Annotated in this window: 17 protein-coding genes; 6 read left to right on the forward strand and 11 right to left on the reverse strand. The window is 73.5% G+C overall.

What is annotated here, in order from left to right; genetic code table 11:
* The first annotated feature begins 90 nt into the window (after positions 1 to 90).
* From I5Q34_RS01850 to I5Q34_RS01865, 4 genes are all read left to right on the forward strand, one after another.
* On the forward strand, positions 91 to 1560 hold the full coding sequence (locus I5Q34_RS01850) for a Cys-Gln thioester bond-forming surface protein (protein ID WP_199890287.1): 1470 nt from the start codon (positions 91 to 93) through the stop codon (positions 1558 to 1560).
* Positions 1561 to 1716: 156 nt separating this feature from the next.
* Positions 1717 to 3381: an energy-dependent translational throttle protein EttA gene (gene ettA, locus I5Q34_RS01855; protein WP_199890288.1), complete on the forward strand. Its 1665-nt coding sequence runs from the start codon at positions 1717 to 1719 to the stop codon at positions 3379 to 3381.
* 2 nt (positions 3382 to 3383) lie between these two features.
* On the forward strand, positions 3384 to 3830 hold the full coding sequence (locus I5Q34_RS01860) for a thioesterase family protein (protein WP_199890289.1): 447 nt from the start codon (positions 3384 to 3386) through the stop codon (positions 3828 to 3830).
* The gene (locus I5Q34_RS01865; protein ID WP_199890290.1) at positions 3827 to 4510 is read left to right on the forward strand and encodes a hypothetical protein; all 684 of its coding nucleotides are present in this window, start codon (positions 3827 to 3829) and stop codon (positions 4508 to 4510) included. Before I5Q34_RS01860 ends, I5Q34_RS01865 begins: the two co-directional genes overlap by 4 nt.
* Before the next feature lie 221 nt (positions 4511 to 4731).
* On the opposite strand, the gene I5Q34_RS01870 is transcribed toward I5Q34_RS01865, so the two are convergent.
* From I5Q34_RS01870 to I5Q34_RS01915, 10 genes are all read right to left on the reverse strand, one after another.
* Positions 4732 to 5136, reverse strand: coding sequence for a globin (locus I5Q34_RS01870; protein ID WP_199890291.1), 405 nt, complete (start codon positions 5134 to 5136; stop codon positions 4732 to 4734).
* 57 nt (positions 5137 to 5193) lie between these two features.
* Positions 5194 to 6063: an FHA domain-containing protein gene (locus I5Q34_RS01875; protein WP_199890292.1), complete on the reverse strand. Its 870-nt coding sequence runs from the start codon at positions 6061 to 6063 to the stop codon at positions 5194 to 5196.
* Positions 6064 to 6121: 58 nt separating this feature from the next.
* Positions 6122 to 7447, reverse strand: a complete 1326-nt coding sequence (locus I5Q34_RS01880) for a VWA domain-containing protein (protein ID WP_199890293.1) — start codon at positions 7445 to 7447, stop codon at positions 6122 to 6124.
* Positions 7448 to 7553: 106 nt separating this feature from the next.
* Entirely contained in the window at positions 7554 to 8714 is a 1161-nt protein-coding gene (locus I5Q34_RS01885; RefSeq protein ID WP_199890294.1) for a PP2C family serine/threonine-protein phosphatase, read from the reverse strand.
* A gap of 3 nt (positions 8715 to 8717) precedes the next feature.
* Entirely contained in the window at positions 8718 to 11216 is a 2499-nt protein-coding gene (locus I5Q34_RS01890; protein WP_234428236.1) for a serine/threonine-protein kinase, read from the reverse strand.
* A complete protein-coding gene (locus I5Q34_RS01895) occupies positions 11213 to 12544 on the reverse strand; it encodes a hypothetical protein (RefSeq protein ID WP_199890295.1) in 1332 nt (443 codons plus the stop codon). The genes I5Q34_RS01890 and I5Q34_RS01895 overlap by 4 nt, the downstream gene beginning before the upstream one ends.
* A 160-nt stretch (positions 12545 to 12704) precedes the next feature.
* The gene (locus I5Q34_RS01900) at positions 12705 to 13664 is read right to left on the reverse strand and encodes a glutamate ABC transporter substrate-binding protein (protein WP_199890296.1); all 960 of its coding nucleotides are present in this window, start codon (positions 13662 to 13664) and stop codon (positions 12705 to 12707) included.
* A gap of 17 nt (positions 13665 to 13681) precedes the next feature.
* A complete protein-coding gene (locus I5Q34_RS01905) occupies positions 13682 to 15082 on the reverse strand; it encodes a hypothetical protein (protein WP_374192957.1) in 1401 nt (466 codons plus the stop codon).
* A 192-nt stretch (positions 15083 to 15274) separates the two neighbouring features.
* Positions 15275 to 16231 (reverse strand): N-acetylglucosamine kinase, encoded by a 957-nt coding sequence (locus I5Q34_RS01910; protein ID WP_199890810.1) that lies wholly within the window; start codon positions 16229 to 16231, stop codon positions 15275 to 15277.
* Positions 16228 to 17481 carry a 6-phospho-beta-glucosidase gene (locus tag I5Q34_RS01915; protein WP_199890297.1) on the reverse strand — a complete coding sequence of 418 codons (1254 nt, stop codon included), beginning with the start codon at positions 17479 to 17481 and terminating at the stop codon, positions 16228 to 16230. Before I5Q34_RS01915 ends, I5Q34_RS01910 begins: the two co-directional genes overlap by 4 nt.
* 142 nt (positions 17482 to 17623) lie before the next feature.
* Between I5Q34_RS01915 and I5Q34_RS01920 the strand changes: the two genes are divergently transcribed.
* Positions 17624 to 18781 (forward strand): RNA-guided endonuclease TnpB family protein, encoded by a 1158-nt coding sequence (locus I5Q34_RS01920; RefSeq protein ID WP_199890298.1) that lies wholly within the window; start codon positions 17624 to 17626, stop codon positions 18779 to 18781.
* 174 nt (positions 18782 to 18955) lie between these two features.
* Complete coding sequence (locus tag I5Q34_RS01925; RefSeq protein WP_199890299.1) at positions 18956 to 19465, forward strand: FBP domain-containing protein; 510 nt, start codon at positions 18956 to 18958, stop codon at positions 19463 to 19465.
* Positions 19466 to 19478: 13 nt separating this feature from the next.
* On the opposite strand, the gene I5Q34_RS01930 is transcribed toward I5Q34_RS01925, so the two are convergent.
* A complete protein-coding gene (locus I5Q34_RS01930; RefSeq protein WP_199890300.1) occupies positions 19479 to 20543 on the reverse strand; it encodes a mechanosensitive ion channel family protein in 1065 nt (354 codons plus the stop codon).
* Positions 20544 to 20545: the final 2 nt, after the last annotated feature.

Raw genomic sequence — 20545 nt, forward strand, 5'->3', positions numbered from 1 at the left:
GGTAGCAACGGGGGCTGCTGCTTCGTGGGTTGCCTGGCGAGGCCTGTGATGAGTTGCCACGGCCGGCCGCGCCCATCCGAAAGGAAAGTCATGAGCTCTGTGTTGAGGCGCGGTTCCGCGCGCCTCGCGACGGCCGTTCTGGCGACGGCTCTGGCCGTGGCCGGTGCGGTGGGCACGGCCGGCGCGGCCGTGGTGGAGGAGGGGCCGCAGGACGCGGGCGGCGTCACCGCGACGCTCGGCGGCGAGATGCCGGCCAAGGCGTGGGCGCACGTCAAGGGCGGCAGCAGACCCGGGAACGTCATGGCGGGCCTGTTCGAGATGAAGGTCGAGGGCGGCGGCACCCTCCAGACCTACTGCGTGGACATCGACACCGGCACCGTCAACGGCGCCGCGTACAAGGAGGCCGGCTGGAGCGAGTCGTCGCTGCAGAACAACCCCCGGGCGGGGAGGATCCGCTGGATCCTCCAGAACTCCTACCCCCGGGTCGACGACCTCGCCGCGCTGGCCCGGAAGTCCGGGGCCGGCACCCTCGACGCCGACCGGGCCGCCGCCGGCACCCAGGTCGCCATCTGGCGCTACTCGGACGGCGCGAACGTCGAGGCGAACGACCCCGCGGCCGAGAAGCTCGCCGACTACCTCTACGAGAAGGCCGAGGACCTGAAGGAGCCCGCGGCCTCCCTCTCGCTCGACCCCCTCGCCGTCTCCGGCAGACCCGGCGGCCGGATCGGCCCGGTGACCGTCCGCACCAACGCGGACAGCGTCACCATCACTCCCTCCGGTGACGCCGGTCCCCGGAATGTGAAGATCGTTGACAAGGCGGGCAAGCCCGTCACCACCACGGCCGACGGCGGCCGGCTCTACTTCGACGTCCCGGCCGGCACCCCGGACGGCGGCACCTCGTTCACGGCCGCGGTCAACACCGAGGTCCCCGTGGGCCGGGCGTTCATAGGCGACCGGATCCGGACCCAGACGATGATTCTGGCCGGCTCCAGCCGGAGCGCCGCGACGGCGGTCGCCACCGCCCACTGGGCGAAGAAGGGTGCCGTCCCGGCGGTGTCCGCCCGGAAGAAGTGCGCCGAGGGCGGGCTGGAGATCACCGCGGGCAACCGCGGCGACAGGCCGTACACCGTCGTGATCGACGGCAGAAGGCACCGGGTGGAGCCGGGGCGCTCGCGGACCGTGCTGGTGAAGGCCGCCGAGGACCGGCCGTACCGGATCGCGGTCGGCGGGCCGGGCGGCTTCTCACGGACCTTCTCCGGGGTCCTGGACTGCCGGACGGGCGCCTCGGACGTCACCACCACCGCCACCGCCGTGGGCGACACGACCGGCGGGGCCGGGCCGTCCCCGTCCGGTTCTCCGGCGCCCGCTCCGGCGGACGGTGCGGACGGTTCCCCGGGGCGGTCCGGCCTGCCGTCCCCGGACGCCGACAGTGACCTCGCCGTCACCGGCGGCAGCGGCGCGACCCCCGCCACCGTGGGCATCGCGGCGGCGCTGGTCGTCGTCGGCGGCGCGGCGGTCTTCCTCCTCCGCAGGAAGAAGGCACCGGCCACGGACGAGTGAGCCCCGGCTGCGGGCGGCCGGGAACGGCACGGCCGGGCGCCCGCCGCGGGGAATCGCGTTTTCGTCCGGGGCCGCCGGTACGGCAAGATGGGATACGTCTGCCCTCATGCGGGCGGAGCCGCACATTGGCCCTTCTCCACTGCCGGACGGTTTCTCTTGGCTGAGTACATCTACACCATGCGCAAGACGCGCAAGGCGCACGGCGACAAGGTCATCCTCGATGACGTGACGCTGAGCTTCCTGCCCGGTGCGAAGATCGGTGTGGTCGGCCCGAACGGCGCCGGTAAGTCCACCGTCCTCAAGATCATGGCCGGTCTGGAGCAGCCCTCCAACGGTGACGCCTTCCTGTCGCCGGGCTACAGCGTCGGCATCCTGATGCAGGAGCCGGAGCTCGACGAGTCCAAGACCGTCCTGGAGAACGTCCAGGACGGCGTCGCCGCGACCAAGGGCAAGCTCGACCGGTTCAACGAGATCGCCGAGCTGATGGCGACCGACTACTCGGACGCCCTGCTGGAGGAGATGGGCAAGCTCCAGGAGGATCTCGACCACGCCAACGCCTGGGACCTGGACGCCCAGCTGGAGCAGGCCATGGACGCGCTGGGCTGCCCGCCCGCCGACTGGCCGGTCATCAACCTCTCCGGTGGCGAGAAGCGCCGCGTGGCGCTCTGCAAGCTGCTGCTGGAGGCCCCCGACCTGCTGCTCCTCGACGAGCCCACCAACCACCTCGACGCCGAGTCGGTGAACTGGCTGGAGCAGCACCTCGCCAAGTACGCCGGCACCGTCGTGGCGATCACCCACGACCGGTACTTCCTCGACAACGTCGCCGAGTGGATCCTCGAGCTCGACCGCGGCCGCGCCCACCCCTACGAGGGCAACTACTCCACCTACCTGGAGAACAAGGCCGCCCGTCTCAAGGTCGAGGGCCAGAAGGACGCCAAGCGCCAGAAGCGCCTCAAGGAAGAGCTGGAGTGGGTCCGCTCCAACGCCAAGGGCCGCCAGGCCAAGTCCAAGGCGCGCCTCGCCCGTTACGAGGAGATGGCCGCCGAGGCCGACAAGATGCGGAAGCTGGACTTCGAGGAGATCCAGATCCCGCCGGGCCCGCGTCTGGGCAGCATCGTCGTCGAGGTGACCAACCTCTCCAAGGCGTTCGGTGACAAGGTCCTCATCGACGACCTGTCGTTCACCCTGCCGCGCAACGGCATCGTGGGCGTCATCGGCCCCAACGGCGCCGGCAAGACCACCCTGTTCAAGATGATCCAGGGCCTGGAGAAGCCGGACTCCGGCGAGATCAAGGTCGGCGAGACCGTCAAGATCTCCTACGTCGACCAGAGCCGCGCCAACATCGACCCCAAGAAGACGCTGTGGGCCGTCGTCTCCGACGAGCTGGACTACATCAACGTCGGCCAGGTCGAGATGCCCTCGCGGGCGTACGTCTCGGCGTTCGGCTTCAAGGGTCCGGACCAGCAGAAGCCGGCCGGCGTCCTGTCCGGCGGTGAGCGCAACCGCCTCAACCTGGCGCTGACCCTCAAGCAGGGCGGCAACCTGCTGCTCCTCGACGAGCCGACCAACGACCTCGACGTCGAGACCCTCTCCTCGCTGGAGAACGCGCTGCTGGACTTCCCCGGTGCCGCTGTGGTCGTCTCCCACGACCGCTGGTTCCTCGACCGCGTCGCCACGCACATCCTGGCGTACGAGGGCGACTCCAAGTGGTTCTGGTTCGAGGGCAACTTCGAGTCCTACGAGAAGAACAAGATCGAGCGCCTCGGCCCGGACGCGGCCCGTCCGCACCGCGCCAGCTACAAGAAGCTCACCCGGGGCTGAGCGTGGCGCGCCACATCTACTCCTGCCCCCTGCGCTGGTCGGACATGGACGCCTTCGGCCATGTCAACAACGCCGTCTTCCTGAGCTATCTCGAAGAGGCGCGGATCGACTTCATGTTCCGGCTGGCGCCGGCCGACGGGCCGTCCTTCAAGGGCGGTTCCGTCGTGGCCCGGCACGAGATCGACTACCTGCGTCCGCTGGTGCACCGGTACGAGCCGGTGACGATCGAGACCTGGGTGACGAGGGTCGGTACCGCGTCGACGACCGTGTCCTACGAGGTCAAGGACGCGGACGCGACGTATGTGCGGGCCAGCACGGTCGTCGTGCCGATCGACCTGGAGACGGGCCGGCCGCGGCGGCTCACCGCCGAGGAGAGGGAACTGCTGGAGCAGTACCGGGACGAGGCGCCGGAGTCGTCGGAGCCGTCCGAGGGGGCCGTCGCCGCATGAGCGGGGAGGGGGAGCGGCTGAGGTTCGCCGACGCCGGGGAGGCGGCCGATCTGGCCGCCTTCCTCGCCCGGTTGATCCGCTACGACCGGGCCGCGGTCGTGCGGCTCCAGGCGGGCGGGGGAGTGCTGGCCGTCTTCGGCCGGCCGCCGTCCTTCGAGGTGCTGGCCATCCGGACGGCCCGGCTGCTGGACCAGGGTGTGGTCGATGTGACCGTGTCGGCGGGGCAGCTCGCGGACGCGGTCGACGCGGGCTCGTCGTCGGAGGGCGGGCTCGTCGTCCCGGTGCCCCCGGGGGTCACCGGGCCGCCGTGGACGGGCGTGCTGCCGCCGCGCGGCGGCTGGCAGCGGGTTTCCGGCATGCCGGACGTCGCCGCGGTGCGCGGCGCGGTCGGCGCGGCGGTCGCGGAGTTCCGCTCGCGCGACGAGGCGCTGCCGGAGCAGCGGCGTACGCGGGCGGAGCGGGACCGCATCGGGCGGGAGATCTGGTCGCGGACGTTGGGGGAGACGGGGCTGCCGTTGCGGGCGGCGCATGCGGCGCAGGCGTTGGGGTTTTTGGCGGCGGGTGCGCCGGAGGCGCCGGCGCTGTTCGCTGCTGGGGGCTGGTTGCGGTTGCGGACGCCGTACGGGTCGATTGTGGTGCGGACGGGTGGGTTTACGGGGTTGACTGTCACGCCCGCGTGAGGGGTTTGCCCCCGGCCCTCCCCCAGAGGGGGCACCCCCATTTCACCGTTTCTTCCGGGGCTCCGCCCCTCGGCCCGGCACCGCGCTCCGCGCGGTGGTGCGGGGGCTTCGCCCCCTGCGCCCCCACCGGGGCTTCGCCCCTGGACCCCGCTTCGGGGCTCCGCCCCGGACCCCGTATCGCGGCTTCGCCGCTCGTCCTCAAACGCCGGACGGGCTACGGGTCACCCCGGACTGTTGATCATCGACGCCGCCGCATACGTCAGGTACTTCCACAGCTGCTGCTCGTGCTCGGGGGACAGCCCCAGGTCGTCCACCGCCGCGCGCATGTGGGTCAGCCAGGCGTCGTGGGCGGCGCGGTCCACCGTGAAGGGGGCGTGGCGCATGCGGAGCCTGGGGTGGCCGCGGTTCTCGCTGTAGGTGCGGGGGCCGCCCCAGTACTGCATGAGGAACGTGGCCATGCGGTCCTCGGCCGGGCCGAGGTCCTCCTCCGGGTACATCGGCCGCAGCAGCGGGTCCGCGGCCACCCCCTCGTAGAAACGGCGGGCCAGACGCCGGAAGGTCGCCTCGCCGCCGACCTGCTCGTAGAAGGTCTGCCCAGGAAGCGTGCCGCGCGGAATCTCGTTCACCTCTCCATGGTCGCAGACCGGTGGAGGAGGACTCCCGGCGTAGGTCCGCAGGGCCCGTCAGCCCCGGTGGACGGTGATCGTCGTCCAGGCGCCGACGTGCACCCGGTCGCCCTCCTGGAGCGGGACGGGGACGTAGGGCTGGATCGGGTCCTCGGAGCCGTTGATCGTCGTGCCGTTGGTGGAGTCCTGGTCGACCACGGCCCAGCTGCCGTCGGGCTGCTCGACGAGCACGGCGTGCTGGTGCGAGACGCCCGGATCCTCCGGCGGGCGGGAGAGGTCGATGTCGGGCGACTCCCCGGTGCTGTGGCGGCGGCGGCCGATGGTGACCTGGGGGCCGGTGAGCCGGCACTGCTGCTCGGGCGAGTACGCGGGCAGGTTCAGGCCCGCCGCCTCCGGGCCGCTGCGGTTCATCATCGACCGGAAGTAGTCCCGGTCGGGGGCTATCACCGCGATCCAGCCGGCCGGAGGGGCCGCCGGGGCGCTCGGCGGCGGCAGGATCCAGTCGCCGTCCTCCGGGCCCGGGACCGGGGGCTGCGGGGCGAGCGGCTCGGCCGGGCGGTTGATCCGGGACGGCCGGGACCCGTGGTACTCAAAGGTGTGCGGGGCCTGGGGGTGCGCCGGCGGAGGCGGCGCCGACTCGAACCCCTGGGGCTGCGGGGGCGCCACATACGGGGAGGGCGACTGCAGCATGAAGTTGTACGCGCACTCCTCGCAGAACGGGGCCTGTGCCTCGCGGGGCGTACGGCACTGCGGGCACAGTTCGGCCTGCATGGTCGCCTCGGCGGCGGGACCGGGGTAGGCGGGCGGGCCGGGCGGAGGCGGCGGGGCCACGGGCCCCGTGGCCGCGGGTGTCCCGGACATCCGGTGCCCGCACACCTCGCACCAGTCGTCGGCCACCGACTGGTGGCCGTTCGGGCAGGTCGGCATGTCGGTCGTGTCCCCCTCTTGCGCCGTGTCCAACTGTCCAACTGGTCTGCCAGCACTGCTACTTCTTCACGCGGACCGTTTTCGTGGACCGCGTCTCCAGTGTCTTCTCCGCCTCGGCGGAGACCTTCGCCTTCAGCCGCACAGTACCGTTGACCGCGTCCACCACGTCCACCACCTTCGCCAGCAGTTTGGCGGTGTCCTCGTTCCCCGAGCGGTTGGCCAGCTGAACGGCCCGGCCCAGCTTGGCGGTTGCCCCGTCCAGATCGCCCGACTTGCGCAGATCCAGGCCCTGTTGGATGGCCCGGGCCAGCTCGGCCTGGCCGGTGTAGTGCGCGACCTGCGGATTGATGGTGGTCGAGGCCGCCAGGTCGTCCGTCCACACCGCCCGGACCAGGCCCTGCGCCAGCACCTCCGGCGCCGAGCCGTCGGGGACGGGGCGGACGAGCGAGGCGCGGGCGGCCAGCATCTCCCGGCCCACTCCGGCGGCGGGCACGCGGACGCAGACGTGGTAGTCGCGGGACTCGTCGCCCCAGGAGCCCGTGGGGTAGTCGGCCGAGCGGGGGCCCGCCTCGACGCGACGGTCCGTCAACTCCTGGACGGCCGGGGCGACCTGCTTGACGAAGAGCACCTCGGCGCCCTGCGGGGTCCACAGCCGCAGGGAGACGTCGGCGAGCTCCTTGCCCATCGCGTTCTCCATCATCCCGGTGAAGTCCGAGGCCAGTCCGGCGGGATCGGCGACGATGTCGGCGCTGCCGAGCAGGGCCGAGGCGATGCCCGTGACCTCCTTCACCTCCCAGTCCGTCCCCACGCCCCGGGCGTCACAGGTGAACCCGCCCGCGCAGGCGTCCAGGGTGGCGCGCAGCGCGTCCGGCTCCTCGTGCTCGTTGCGGCCGTCGGTCAGCAGGATGCCGTGGCGTATGGAGGCGCCGGACGAGGCCAGCAGCCGGCCGGCCAGGCGCAGCCAGGTGCCGATGGCCGTGCCGCCGCCCGGACTGAGCTTGCGCAGCGCCTCCTTGGCCTGGGCGCGGGTGGCGGCGTCGGCGGCCGCGAGCCGCCCGGCCCCGGGATAGACCTCCTTGGCCTGATGGGTGCCGGCCACCACCGCGAAGGAGACGCCGTCGCGCAGGACGTCGACGGCGGCGGCCGTGGCCTCCCGGGCGTTGCGCATCTTGGTGGGCGGGTAGTCCATGGAACCCGAGCAGTCCACCATGATCACCACCGCGGTGCCGGGGGCGGCGGCGCGGGAGGCGCCGGCGGCCGCGCCGCCCCCGGTGGAGGTGACGGTGACGATCGCGTTGACCTCGCGGCCGTCCTCGGGCAGGAACTCGTTCTGGTAGACGTCGACGGAGAACCGGGGCGCGCCCGGCTTGGAGAACTGGGACATCCGTTCCGCTCCTTCGTACTCACCCGATCGTGGTGGCAGGGCGGACGGGCGCACCCGGTGCCCCCCGGCACCGGTGCGCTGATCCCCCCGTGACGCCGTTCCGGCGTCAGGCCGTTCCCGCCCCTTCCGTCCGGGCGGGGAACGGCAGTACCGCAACGGTTACGTTGTCGTGGCCCCCGCCGTCAAGGGCGTAGCCGACGAGATGGCGCGCGGTCTCCAGCGGCCGGTCGCGGGCGTCGGCCGGGATGACGGCGGCCATCTGCTCGGCCGTCTCGGCGTAGTTCCACAGGCCGTCGGTGCAGACGATCACGACGCCGGGCCGGTCCGGGTGGAACGCGGCGGTGTGCGGCTCCACCTCGTAGGCGTCGGCGCCGAGCCAGCCGGTGATGGCGTGGGCGCGCTCGTCCGCGTACGCCTCGGCCTCCGACAGCAGCCCGGCGGCCACCATCTGGGCGGCCCAGGAGTCGTCCTCGGTGAGCCGGGCCGGCTGGGTGGCGCGGTCGTCGGGCACCCAGTAGGCGCGGCTGTCGCCGACCCAGCCGATCGTCAGCAGCTCGCCCGTGATCACCGCGCTGACGATGGTGCAGGCCGGGGCGTTCTCCTGCTGGTAGCGCTGGTGCTCGCGGGGCCGGTGGTCGCTCGCGGCCAGCGCGCTGACGCGCTCGGCGGCCTCCAGGATCGCCCGGTGGGTGGCCTCGCGCGCCGGGACGCCGGCGGTGAGGGCGCTCTCCAGGGCGGCGAGGGCGCCCGAACTGGCCGCGGCCGACGCCTCGTCCGAACGCGCCGCGGACGACACGCCGTCGCAGACGACGGCGAGGACGGCGGGGCCGCCGTCCGGCAGGGCCGTGGTGGCCACGGCGTAGGCGTCCTCGTTGCGGTGGTGGCGCAGACCGCGGTCGCTGACCGCGGCGACGCCTGCCGTCTCGTGCTCCATGTGATCCCGTTCGCGCGGCTGTGCATGCCCGCAGTGTTCGCAGTACCCGTCGTCGTCGATCATGCCGGACCGGCAGGCGGCGCAGGCGCGCCGGCCGGCCGCGCCGCTCGCGTCGTGGGCCGTCTGCACCGGGACGCCGGGCGGCGCCGGCCGCCGGCCGTCCGCCTCGCGCAGCCGGACGGCGCTCCGCGCCCGGGAGTCACCGGCCGCGGCGGACGCGGGGGCCGCCGAGAGGTCCACGCCGCACCCGCCGCAGTAGTTGTCGGCCGGCTCCAGCGGCTCCTGGCAGACGGGACAGGCCGTCCGCTGGGCGGCTTGCGGCAGTTGCGACATCGATCACACCCATGTCCTGGGGCGGAAACGGTTGGCCCGCTCCACCAGTTCGATCCGTTCCTCGCCGTGCCGGGCGAGGCGTGCGAGCACACGGTACGAGCGCTCCAGCCCGAAGCGCAGGCTCCGCTCGTCCACCCCGCCGCCGAGCAGGGTGAGCGGGGGGCCGGAGCCGGGCGCGCCCGTGCTGCCCGAGAGCACCCAGTCCAGCGCGGTGCCCAGCACCTCCGTGGCGAGGCGCTCGCGGCGCACCGGGTCCAGGCCGAAGCCGTCCAGCCGCTCCACCTGGCCGGCGGCGGCGCTCAGGTCGTCGAACAGCCGCTCCTGGGGGGAGCGCTGCCGCAGCCGGGCGCGGACCGCCGCGACGCGGGCCGCCGTGAAGTGGATGGACGCCTCGGGCACGGACTCCAGTGTCTCCACCGCGCCCGCGCGGTCCCCGGCGGCCAGCCGCACGCGGGCCAGCCCGAAGGCGGCGCCGACGAAGCTGGGGTCGGTGGCCCACACCAGCCGGTAGTACTCCGCGGCGTTGTCCAGCTGGCCGAGCACCTCCGCGCACACCCCCAGCGCCAGCTTGGGGGCGGGCTCGCCGGGGAACGCGTCGTAGACGGCGTCGAAGGAGACCGCGGCGGTCTCCCTGTCGCCGGTGACCAGCGAGTGGAGCCCGCGGTACCAGATGATCCGCCAGTCGTCGGGGTGCTCGGTCTCCAGGGCGTCCATCGCCCGCCCGGCGTCGGTGAGTTCGTCCAGCTCCAGCTGGGCGCGCAGGCGGCGCAGGCGCAGCTCCGGCGAGGTGACGGGCGCGGCCCGGAGCGCCGCGTAGAGCTCGGCGGGCTGGGAGGAGAGCAGGCCGGCGAGGAAGCCGGCGTTCGGGTCGGCCGGGTCGGCCATGGGGACCGGCAGCGCGAGGGCGGCGGCCCGGACGTCGAGCGGGGCGACGGCGGGTGCCGCGGAGGCGGCGGCCGGCGCGGGAAGCGCGGCCCGCCGGCCTCTCGGGGCCCGGCCGCCCAGCGCCGACGGGTCCTCGGTCCGCTCGGGGAACAGGACGGTGTCCACCACCCGCGGCTCCGGGCCGAACAGGTGCGACAGCGCGGGCCGCGGCCGGCCCGTCCTGAGCGCCACGACCTCCCGCAGCACGCCCGTCAGCTGCTCCGCCATCTCGGCCGCCGAGGAGAACCGGCGCGCCGGGTCGGGGTCGGTGGCGCGCACCAGGAGCCGGTAGAAGGACTCGTAGCGGCGGAAGACCTCGATGTGGTCCGGGTCGGGCAGGCTGTCCGCGAAGACGTTGGTGTAGCCCTGGAAGTCGAAGGTCAGCACGGCCAGGGTGCGGGCGACGGTGTAGAGGTCGGAGGCGACCGACGGGCCGGCCTCGGCGACCTCGGGGGCCTGGTAGCCCACCGTGCCGTAGATGGCGCTCTCGTCGTCGTCCATCCGCCGGACCGCGCCCATGTCGATCAGCTTGAGCTGGTCCTGCTGCTGGATGGCGTTGTCCACCTTGAAGTCGCAGTACAGCAGGTTGCGGCTGTGCAGGTGGCCGAGCGCCTCCAGCGCCTCGATGCCGTAGGCGCACGCCTGCTCCACCGGCAGCGGGTCGCGCCGGCCGTCCGGCAGCCGCCGCTCGTTGGCGATGTCCTTGAGGGACTTGCCGCCGACATACTCCATGACGATGTAGCCGTCGAGGCTGCCGGTCCGCTGGTCGAGGTGCTCGACGAAGTTGTAGATGCGGACGATGTTCGAGTGCTCGATCTCGGCCAGGAAGCGCCGCTCGGACAGGGCGACCGCGAGCGCGTCCTCGTCGCCCGTGTCGAGCAGGCCCTTGAGGACGACCCAGCGGTCGGAGACGGCGCGGTCTATCGCCAGGTAGATCCAGCCCAGGCCGCCGTGCGCCAGGCAGCCGGCCACCTCGTACTGGCCGTGCACCACATCGCCGGTACGGAGCTTGGGGACGAACGAGTACGGATGGCCGCACTTGGTGCAGAAGCCCTCGGTGCGCCCGGGGCGGTCGCCGCGCGAACGGCCCACCGGCTCCCCGCAGTCGCTCCGGGAGCAGAACCGCTTGCGCTCGGGGACCTCCGGGTTCGCCAGCACCGCCGAGCGCGGGTCGGGGCGCGGCACGCCCGGCACGCTGACCAGGCCCGCGCCGAGCTTGTCGCGGCCGGAGGCGGCGGTGTTCGACTGCGAGCCGCGCACCGACACCGAACGGGAGCCGCCCTCGCCCGTGCCGGCCGTCGACCGGGAGAGCCGGCCCGGGACGGAGCGGCGGGAGGAGCGGGAGGAAGCCGAGCGCGCCGAGGTGCGGGAGCTGGGCACGCTGCGCGGGGCGCCGTTGGTGATGCCGGTGAGGGGCGAGGACAGCGTGCCGTCCGGCGCGACGACCGGCGCGAGGCCGCAGGTGTCGCAGTACGTTTCGCCGCCGCCCACGTCCTCGTAGGCGCCCGTGCAGCCGGGCCGCTGGCAGGCGGTGCCCATGGTGTCGCCCGCTGTGCCGCCTGTGGTCGTGCCGCTCATGAATCCCCCCTGCGATCGATGACACCCGGGCCGAAGCCTCCGGTTCCACCCGCGGGCGGGGCGAGGGCCTCGGCCATGGCGTGCTGGTAGCGCAGCACGGCCTGCTCGGCGGCCAGCAGGTCGCAGGGCGCGCTCCACAGCATGCGGCGGGCCGCGTCGTACCGCTCGCCCAGGACGCCGTCCTCCGCGAGGCCGTGCCGGGCCGCCTTCGCCCTGTACGCGTCCAGCCGGCCGCGCAGTTCGGCCCGGACGGCCAGCGGCGCGGTGACCGCCGTCAGCGACTCCCGGGCCCGCGTCAGCTCCTCGTCCGCGCGCTGCTCCAGCCTCTCCAGCAGGGGGGACAGCCGGTGCCACCGGGCCCGTCTGCGGTGCTCGGCGGCGGTCGAGAGCTGCTCGTAGAGCGCGGTCGGCGGGCCGGAGACGGCGGGCACCTCGGACGCGGCGATCTTCGACAGCACCTCGACGCGGGCCTGGCGGGCCTCGATCAGCGTGCGGTCGGCCCGGGAGAGCACGTCGCGCACCCGCATCAGGCGCTGCTCGGCGTCCTGCCGGACGGTCAGCACGGCCTCGATCTCGCGGCGGACGTCCTCCAGGGCGCGGGCGGCCCGGTCGTAGCGGTCGGTGTCGGGGCGGCCGCCGCCCGGGGCGGAGCTCGGCGAGGCGCCGGTCCAGAAGGAGACCGGGTCCCCCAGCACCGCGGCCCGCAGGGCGGCCAGCTCCCGGGTGATGTCCTCCAGGTCGTCGCCGGCGGGGTGCTCGCCGGGGCGCACGCCGACCGAGTGGGCCAGGGAACGGGTGCGCCGGAGCTCGGCGGCGAGCAGGTCGATCCGGGCCGGGAGCGCGGACCAGACGGCGTCGGCGATGACGACGACGTCCAGCGCCCGGGCGTACCAGCCGTTCATCCGGTCGACGAGCTCCTGGAGGGTCAGCTGCTCGCTGAGCTTGGCGGCCGTGCCCAGGGCGGTGACCGTGGCGGCCGGGTCGCCGCCGGGGAGGGTGACCCGGGCGCCGGTCAGCAGGTCGGTGAGCTCGCCCAGTTCGGCCTGGGTGGGCCAGCGGCGGCGGGAGCGGAGCTCGCGGGCCGCGGTGAGGGCGTCGGTGTAGGCGTCGAAGCACACCCACAGCCGGTTGATGAGCTGCTCGGCGACCGCCCACCGGCCGCGGGTGGCGCCGCTGAGCTCCGCGCCCTCCAGCAGCCGGCGGCCGGCGTGGTCCTGCAGGGCGAGCAGCGAGGATTCGACAGCCTCGTGTTCCGCGCCGAGCCGCGCCAGCGCGCGGTCCACCTCCTCGCGGCTCAAGACCGGCCCGGTGGGCCCCGCGACCGCCATCGGTCCCCTCTCCTGTCCGCGGCGCGCGCCGCCTCGTACCGGTGCTGTGCTGAGAATGTGCTGACGGCGTGTCGGCCGTCCCGCCGGTCTCCCTCCCCGTGCTCCCCGGGCGCGTACCCGCCCCGGCCCGTTCCCTTTCCTCAGTGTGCGGCAGGCCCTGTCAGTCCCTGTACTTGGGCTCCGGCGGTGCCGTGATCCCGAGGTTCGCCCGGGCCAGCCACGTGCGGTAGGACACCATCCAGGGGCTGTCCGCGCCGCCCCTGCGGTAGTCGTCCAGTACCGCGTTGACCCGGCGTACCAGGTCTTCGGAGCCCCGGTTCATCGCCACGCCGTAGTACTCGGTGGTGAACGGTTTGCCGACCAGTCCCACGGACGGGTCCTGGGCCGCCTGTCCGGCGGCCAGGGCGCTGTCGGTGAGCACTGCATCGACCTGGCCGAGCTGGAGGCGGACCAGGCAGTCCAGCTGGTTGGGGACGGTCGTCACCCGGACCGGACGGCCCTTCTTCGACAGCGCCGTCTCGGCCGTGGAGCCCGAGGCCGCGCAGACCGTCCGCCCGGACAGGCTGCCGTCGTCGAAGCCGGTGACGGGCGAGCCCTTGGGGGCGAGCAGCTGCTGGCCCGCCTCGAAGTAGGCGGTGGAGAAGGCGACTTCCTTGATCCGGGCGCAGTTGATGGTCATCGTACGGGCGACGATATCCACCTTGCCCGACTTCAGTGCGGGAATGCGCTGATTGGTGGGGATCGCCAGGAAGATCACCTTCTCCGGGTCGCCCAGGACGGACTTGGCGATCGCCCGGACGAGGTCGATGTCGAAGCCGTTGAGCTTTCCGGAGGCCGGGTCGCGGTAGCCCCAGCGGTAGCTGTTCTGGTCGACGCCCGCGATCAGCCGGCCGCGCTGCTTGATCCGGCGCACGGCCGGGCCGTCCGCGGTGGACGGGCGCAGGCTCGCCTCCGGATCGACGCACCCGTCGGGCGGGGCGGGGGCCGCGGCCGCGGCGGGCCGGGTCCCGTGCCGGGTTCCGTGCGGGGCTTGTGGGGCGCCCCTCGCCCCCGTCCCGGGCAGGACGAACGCGGCCACCGCCGCCGCCGTGGCCCAGACCGTCGCCTTCCGTCCGCGCATGCCCCCGCCTTCCCTGGTCACCGGTACTCCGAGAGCCGGCGGCCGATGCCGAGCACCGCTCCGGCCGCGCCCAGCAGCGCGAGCACCGCGGCGCCCACCGCCAGGCCGGTCAGGGCGCTCCGCCCGTCGTCGGCCGCGCTGCGGAAGTCGTCCTGCTCGTGGTCCAGCGCCCGGCGCAGCGCGGTGTCCACCTGGTCGAACGCCTCGCCCGTGCTGCCCTTCTCGCCAGTCACCCGCGCCAGCGCCCCCTCGTAGTCGCCGGCGTCGTCGGCCGCGCGGGCGGCGGCGTGCCGCCGCTGCCACTCCTTCACCTCGGCCACCGCCTTCGCCACCGGGTCGCGGCCCAAGGCGCCGTCCGCCAGGGACCGGGCCCGGTCCAGCAGGCTCCCCGGCCGGGCGTCGGCGGTGCCGTCGCCGAACAGGTCGCGCATGTTCGCCCCGTAGCGCTCCTCGTAGGCGTCCTTGCCCTGGTCGGTGAGCACGTCGTGGCGGGAGACCATCGTCAGGGTCTCCGCGCCCCGGGCCTGGAGGGAGCTGATGCGGGCGGTGTTGAGCACCTGGAGCGATCTGGCGCCGTGCTCGTACGAGTCGTCCAGGTTCGCCCGGGCGATGCCGTGGCCCACCGCCAGCCACAGCAGCACCACGCCGGAGGCCGCGGTGGCGGCCAGCAGGCCGTGGTTGAACACCCGGTTGGTGCGCAGATACGTACGGCGCTGGGCCCAGCCGAGGGCGCCCAGCGTCAGCAGGCCGATCGTGAGCGCGGCCCACGGCCAGGACTTCGCGCCGCGGTAGTCCGAACCGAGCCGGTCCGTCTCGGCGTCGTACAGCGCCCGGGCGGTGGGCAGCAGCTCCTTCTCCATCCGCTCGCTGGCGTGGCGGAGGTAGGCGCCGCCGAGGGGGAGGCCCTGGCGGTTGTTGGCGCGGGCCTGCTCCACGAGGCCGGTGTAGACGGGGAGTTGCTTGTTGAGCGCGGCGATCCGGGTGTGCTCCTGCTGGGAGGTCCCGGTGCTCGCCGCGGCCTCGGCCAGCAGTGCCGAGGCGGTCGCGATGTCCTTCTCGTACCGCAGCCGGATCGAGCGCGGCTCCTTGCCGCCGGGCAGGAACCCGCGGGCGGCGGTGGTGTCGGCGTCCGCGAGGGAGCGGTAGAGGTCCGCGGCGGCGGCGCTCAGCGGCTGGCTGCGGTCCACGACGGCGTCGGCGGCGGTGGCCCGGTCGGTGACCTGCCAGGCGGTGACGGCGCCGAAGAGGACGAGGGCGGCGGCGAGGGCGGCACCGAGGGTGCGGAGGCGGCCGGGTTCGGTGGTGGCGGCCGCGCGGAGGCGGGTCAGGGCTTCGCGCCAGGCGGGTTGTCCGGGGGTGTGTCCGCTCGTTCCCGTGCCGGGAGTTGGGCCGGCACCCGGGCCGTGTGCCGGTCTCACGCCCGGAGTCGGGGCCGCGCCCGGGCTTCGGCCCGTGCCTGTGCCCGGGCTTGGGCCCGCGCCCGGGCTCGGGCCCGGGGCCGTGGATGGGTGCTGCGGATGTGGCACGAGACCCCCCCTTGGTCGTCGGTGGTAGCAGTATGGCGGGAGGGGGTGACAAACACACCGGGGTGGTGGGTGTCCGGGGCGAGTTCAGAACCGACCCCGCAGCCGCGCGCAAGCCTCCGCCCCCGCCCCCATCCCGTCCAGCGCCAGCAGCCCCGCCCCCAGTACCGGCCGCGCCGTCACCACCACCGGCTCCGCCCGCGGCGCGCGTTCCGCCAGGCCCGACAGCACCGCCTCGTGCAGCAGCGGGTGGCGGGCCGACAGCACGCCGCCGCCCAGTACCACCCGCACTCCTGCCGCGCCCGTCAACTCAAGGTTTTCCAGGGCCACTCGGGCCATCGTCACCACCTCCTCCGCCTGCCGGGCCACCAGGGACCGGGCCACCGGGTCGCCGGACGCGGCCACCGCGAAGAGGACGGGGGCCAGTTCGTGGCGCCGGGCGGTCGGGAGTGTGCCCAGGTGGAGGGCCTCGATCAGGGCCGGCATGGACGGGAGGCCGAAGTGGGCGGGGAGCGCGGCCGCCAGGGCCGTCGGCCCGCCGCGGCCGTCGTCCGCGCGGGCCGCCCACCACAGGGCCTCCCGCCCGAGACCGGCCCCGCCGCCCCAGTCGCCGGACAGCGGCCCGAGCGAGGGCAGGCGGTAGGCGCGGCCACCCGGCGCCAGGCCCGCGCAGTTGGTGCCGGCGCCGCAGACCACCGCCACCCCGCAGGGCTCCGCTCCGTCCCGCAGTCCGGCCCGCAGCAGCGCGAACGTGTCGTTCGCGACGGTCACGGTACGTCCCCATCCCGAGAGCTCCGCGGCCAGCCGCTCCTCCTCGGCCGGCAGGTCCGCGCCCGCCAGGCAGGCCCGGACGTGCTCGACGGGCAGCCCGTCCGGGTTCGCCTCCGCGACCAGCCGGGCCAGCCCGGCCACCGCCTCCCGCACGCCCGTCGTCTGCGGCCGGAAGCCGCCGCCGCGCGCCGAGCCGAGCACCGCTCCGGTGCTGTCCAGCAGGACGACGTCCGTCTTGCTGTTGCCCGCGTCGATCGCCAGCGCGTGCCTCATGCCCACGGCAGGTGCTCCCGGTTGTGCGCGATCAGCGCGTCGGCCAGCCGGTCCGCGTGCGCGGTCTGGCCGATGAGGGGGTGGGCCAGCAGGGCGTCGAAGACGCGGTCCCGGCCGCCCTCCAGGGCCGCCCGCAGCGCCAGCTGCTCGTAGGCGGTGACGCCCGCCACCAGTCCCGCGAAGAGCGGCTCCAACGGGCGTACGGGCAACGGGCGGGCGCCGTTCGCGTCCACCGCCGCCGGCACCTCGATCACCGCGTCGTCCGGCAGGAACGGCAGCGTGCCGTGGTTGAAGGCGTTGACCACCTGGACGTCGCCCGTGTCTCCGAGCAGGGACGCCGTCAGCGCGACCGCCGCCTCCGAGTAGTACGCGCCGCCCCGCTTCGCCAGCAGCGCCGGCTTCTCGTCCAGCCCCGGGTCGGCGTACATCGCCAGCAACTCGCGCTCCATGGCCGCCACTTCGGCGGCCCGGGAGGGCTTCTCCCGCAGCTCGCGCACCACTTCGTCGTGCTGGTAGAAGTAGCGCAGGTAGTAGGAGGGGACGACGCCCAGCCGGTCCAGCAGCGCACGGGGCATGCGCAGGTCGGCGGCGACGGCCTCGCCGTGCTCGGCCAGCAGCTTCGGCAGGACGTCCGTGCCGCCGACGCGTACCTCCCGTTCCCAGGTGAGGTGGTTGAGGCCCGCGTGGCCCAGGGAGACGTCCTCCGGCGCGACCCCGAGCAGCGCGGCGAACTTGCGCTGGAAGCCGATGGCCACGTTGCACAGGCCCACCGCCCGGTGGCCCGCCGTCAGCAGGGCGCGGGTGACGATCCCGACCGGGTTGGTGAAGTCCACGATCCAGGCGCGCGGGCTGCGCAGCCGGATCCGCTCCGCGATGTCCAGCACGACCGGGACCGTGCGCAGCGCCTTGGCCAGGCCGCCCGCGCCGGTGGTCTCCTGGCCGACGCAGCCGCACTCCAGCGGCCAGGTCTCGTCCTGCGCGCGGGCCGCCTGGCCGCCCACCCGCAGCTGCAGCAGCACCGCGTCCGCGCCGTCCGCGCCCGCGTCGAGGTCGCCGGTCCAGGAGATCCGGCCGGGGTGGCCCTGCCGGGCGAAGATCCGCCGGGCCAGCGGGCCGACCCGCGCCAGCCGGTCCCCGTCCGGGTCGACCAGGACCAGCTCGTCCAGCGGGAGCGTCCCGCGCAGGCGGGCGAAGCCGTCGATGAGCTCGGGCGTGTAGGTGGAGCCGCCGCCGACCACTGCGAGCTTCACCCGATTTCTCCCAGGAAGTCCCGGGCTTCAGCCCGGGGAGGAATGGGCCCTTGGCGCGGAGTCGCGCAGTGGCGGAGTTCTCTGCGTAGCTGATCTGGCGTCAACCTGTCCTCCAGAGACCATCTCTACTAGGGTTTTCTGCGTGAAAATCGTTGCGCAGGTGAAATTGTTGCCTGCGTCCGCGTATGACGCGGATGCGCTGGCGGCGACCCTGCGTGCCTGCAACCGGGCCGCGAACGCTGCTTCTGAGGTGGCGTTCGCCAAGGACCTCAAGCGTCGGAATGTGTTGCAGGATGCCGTGTACCACCGGATCAAGGCCGACTTTGATCTGGGGGCGCAGGCGGCGGTGCGCACGGTCAAGAAGGTGTGCGACGCCTACGCCACGTTGAAGGGGAACACCAAGGCCGGGAACCTCGGCCCCGAGGGGTCGAAGCGCCGCCCGCGGGCCGAGTCCAAATCGATCGTGTTCCGTGAGGACGCGGCCCAGCCGTACGACGACCGGATTCTGACCTGGAACCTGGACCAGCGGACCGTGTCCATCTGGACGGTGGCCGGCCGGTTGAAGAACGTCCCGTTCGTCTGCTCGCCCGAGGCGTTGAAGCTCCTGACCTCCCGCAAGGGGGAGTCGGATCTGGTGATGCGGGACGGGATGTTCTTCCTGATCGCCACCATTGACCTGCCCGAGCCCGAGGTATCCGAGCCGGTCGGGTTCCTCGGTGTGGATCTCGGGATCGCCAACATCGCTACCACCTCGGACGGCGAAATCATGGCCGGACGCCGCCTCAACCGGTACCGGCAGCGCCACCGTGACCTGCGACGCAAGTTGCAGGCCAAACGCACCAAGTCCGCCAAGCGGGCCTTGAAGCGCGTCCGGCGCCGGGAGTCCCGGCACGCCGCGAACACCAACCACATCATCGCCAATCGAATCGTTGCCACCGCTGAACGCACCTCGCGAGGTGTCGCCCTGGAAGACCTGGGCGGTATCCGGCAGAGGGTTACGGCCAGGAAAGACCAGCGGGCACGACTGCACTCCTGGGCGTTCGCCCAGCTTGGCAACTTTGTCGAGTACAAAGCGCGACGGGCAGGTGTCGCGGTGGTCCATGTGGATCCGCGCAACACCTCCCGTCAGTGCTCCGAGTGCTGGCACACCCACCGGACGAACAGGGTGGATCAAGCACGGTTCGTATGCCGGTCCTGCGGGATCGTCCTGCACGCGGACTGCAACGGCTCCCGCAACATCGCCCATCGCGGCGAGGCTGCGTGGCAGCGGGGCGCGGTCAATCGCCCCAGTACAGCCTGACGCTGTACCGGACGCAGGGGGCCAACGCGGCAGCCAGTCGCGCTCCACTTGCAATCAGAGCTCCAGAGGATCGGGTGACAAACTCGGTCCTTTTAGGGCCGAGAAGTTGACGGGAACCAGTCCTCCCAAAATTCGCATGACGTCACTTCAGGCACACTGTTAGCTTCTCGCCTCATGGAACCACTGAATGAGGACGCGATACGAGCCTCTTTCATCAACTGCTCGAAGGGCGAGGCGCGCAGGATCAGCCTGCCCCGGGGGCTCGCCGAACTCCCCTGGGCCGACCTCGACTTCCTGGGCTGGCGGGATCCGGGCGCGCCGGACCGCGGCTATCTCGTGGCGGTGCGGGACGGAAAGGCCCTGGGCGTCACGCTGCGCGTGCCGCAGGGCGGGCCGCGCAGCGCCGCCAAGACCACGATCTGCTCGCTGTGCCTGACCGGGCACCCGGGCTCGGGGGTCTCGCTGCTCGCGGCCCGGCGCGTGGGCGCGGCCGGGCGGGAGGGGAACACGGTGGGCGCCTATATGTGCGCCGACCTGGCGTGTTCGCTGTATGTGCGGGGGAAGAAGGTGCCGGAGTTCTCCGGGCCCCGCTACAAGGAGTCGCTCACCGAGGAGGAGCGGGTCGCCAGGATGCTGGCGAACCTGGAGGAGTTCCTGGGCCGGGTCGGCGCCCGGTCCCGGTAACTCCTCCGGCGCCTCACTTGCCCAGCGTCGCCCCCGGCGGTATCGGGGCCGTGGCCAGCGACTGCGGCGAGGCGGGGTTGCCCAGCGCCGACGGGGCCGCCACGGCCGCCGCGGGGTCGGCCGCGGCCTGCTCCTCGTCGGCGGCGGACGGCGGGGGGCCCATGCGGATGTCCGCCGCGTCCAGCGCCCGCTTGATCCGCCAGCGCAGCTCGCGGGCGACGGCGCCGGCCTCGCCGGGCGCGGACTTGGCCTGGACGCGGACGACGACGGAGTCCAGGGAGACCGAGTCCAGGCCCATGACCTCGACGGGCTCCCAGAGCTTCTCGTCCCACGGCGCGGTCTTGGACATCTCCTCGCCCACCGCCGTCATCACGTCGCGGGCGCGGTCCAGGTCCTCGTCGTAGCGGAGGGTGACATCCACCTCGGCCATGGCCCAGCCCTGGCTGAGGTTCCCGATGCGCTTCACCTCGCCGTTGCGCACGTACCAGATCGCGCCGTTGGCCCCGCGGAGCTTGGTGACGCGCAGGCCGACCTCGACGACCGTGCCCTGGGCCACGCCCGCGTCGATCTCGTCGCCCACGCCGTACTGGTCCTCCAGGATCATGAAGACGCCGGAGAGGAAGTCCGTGACGAGGTTCCGCGCGCCGAAACCGATCGCCACGCCCGCCACACCGGCGCTCGCCAGCAGCGGCGCCAGGTCGATCTTGAGGGTGGACAGCACGCTCAGCGCCGCCGTTCCCATGATCAGGAACGAGGTGACGCTGCGCAGCACGGAGCCGATCGCCTCGGAGCGCTGACGGCGGCGCTCGGCGTTGACCAGGAGGCCGCCGAGGCCGCCCTCCATGGCCTGGGCGGTGCGGTTCATCCGGGCGATGAGCTTGGTGATCGCCCGGCGGATCAGGGACCGCAGGACGACGGCTATCACGACGATGAGGATGATCCGCAGCCCGTTGCTGAGCCAGGTGGACCAGTTCTCCTCTATCCAGCCGGCGGCGTGGTCGGCCGTCTGCTGGGCCTCGTCGAGCGACGAGGGACGGGGCGTCGAGTCTGCGGCGGCCGGAGCGGCGGACCAGAACACAG

The organism is Streptomyces sp. AV19, from assembly GCF_015999245.1.
Taxonomy (GTDB): Bacteria; Actinomycetota; Actinomycetes; order Streptomycetales; family Streptomycetaceae; genus Streptomyces.

What these genes read in the sequence shown, in the direction of transcription:
- I5Q34_RS01885 (WP_199890294.1), bottom strand. Translation starts at nt 8,714, where the DNA reads ATGTCGCAACTGCCGCAAGCCGCCCAGCGGACGGCCTGTCCCGTCTGC.
- I5Q34_RS01890 (WP_234428236.1), bottom strand. Translation starts at nt 11,216, where the DNA reads ATGAGCGGCACGACCACAGGCGGCACAGCGGGCGACACCATGGGCACC.
- I5Q34_RS01875 (WP_199890292.1), bottom strand. Translation starts at nt 6,063, where the DNA reads ATGCCGACCTGCCCGAACGGCCACCAGTCGGTGGCCGACGACTGGTGC.
- I5Q34_RS01895 (WP_199890295.1), bottom strand. Translation starts at nt 12,544, where the DNA reads ATGGCGGTCGCGGGGCCCACCGGGCCGGTCTTGAGCCGCGAGGAGGTG.
- I5Q34_RS01880 (WP_199890293.1), bottom strand. Translation starts at nt 7,447, where the DNA reads ATGTCCCAGTTCTCCAAGCCGGGCGCGCCCCGGTTCTCCGTCGACGTC.
- I5Q34_RS01925 (WP_199890299.1), top strand. Translation starts at nt 18,956, where the DNA reads ATGGAACCACTGAATGAGGACGCGATACGAGCCTCTTTCATCAACTGC.
- I5Q34_RS01910 (WP_199890810.1), bottom strand. Translation starts at nt 16,231, where the DNA reads ATGAGGCACGCGCTGGCGATCGACGCGGGCAACAGCAAGACGGACGTC.
- I5Q34_RS01865 (WP_199890290.1), top strand. Translation starts at nt 3,827, where the DNA reads ATGAGCGGGGAGGGGGAGCGGCTGAGGTTCGCCGACGCCGGGGAGGCG.
- I5Q34_RS01900 (WP_199890296.1), bottom strand. Translation starts at nt 13,664, where the DNA reads ATGCGCGGACGGAAGGCGACGGTCTGGGCCACGGCGGCGGCGGTGGCC.
- I5Q34_RS01850 (WP_199890287.1), top strand. Translation starts at nt 91, where the DNA reads ATGAGCTCTGTGTTGAGGCGCGGTTCCGCGCGCCTCGCGACGGCCGTT.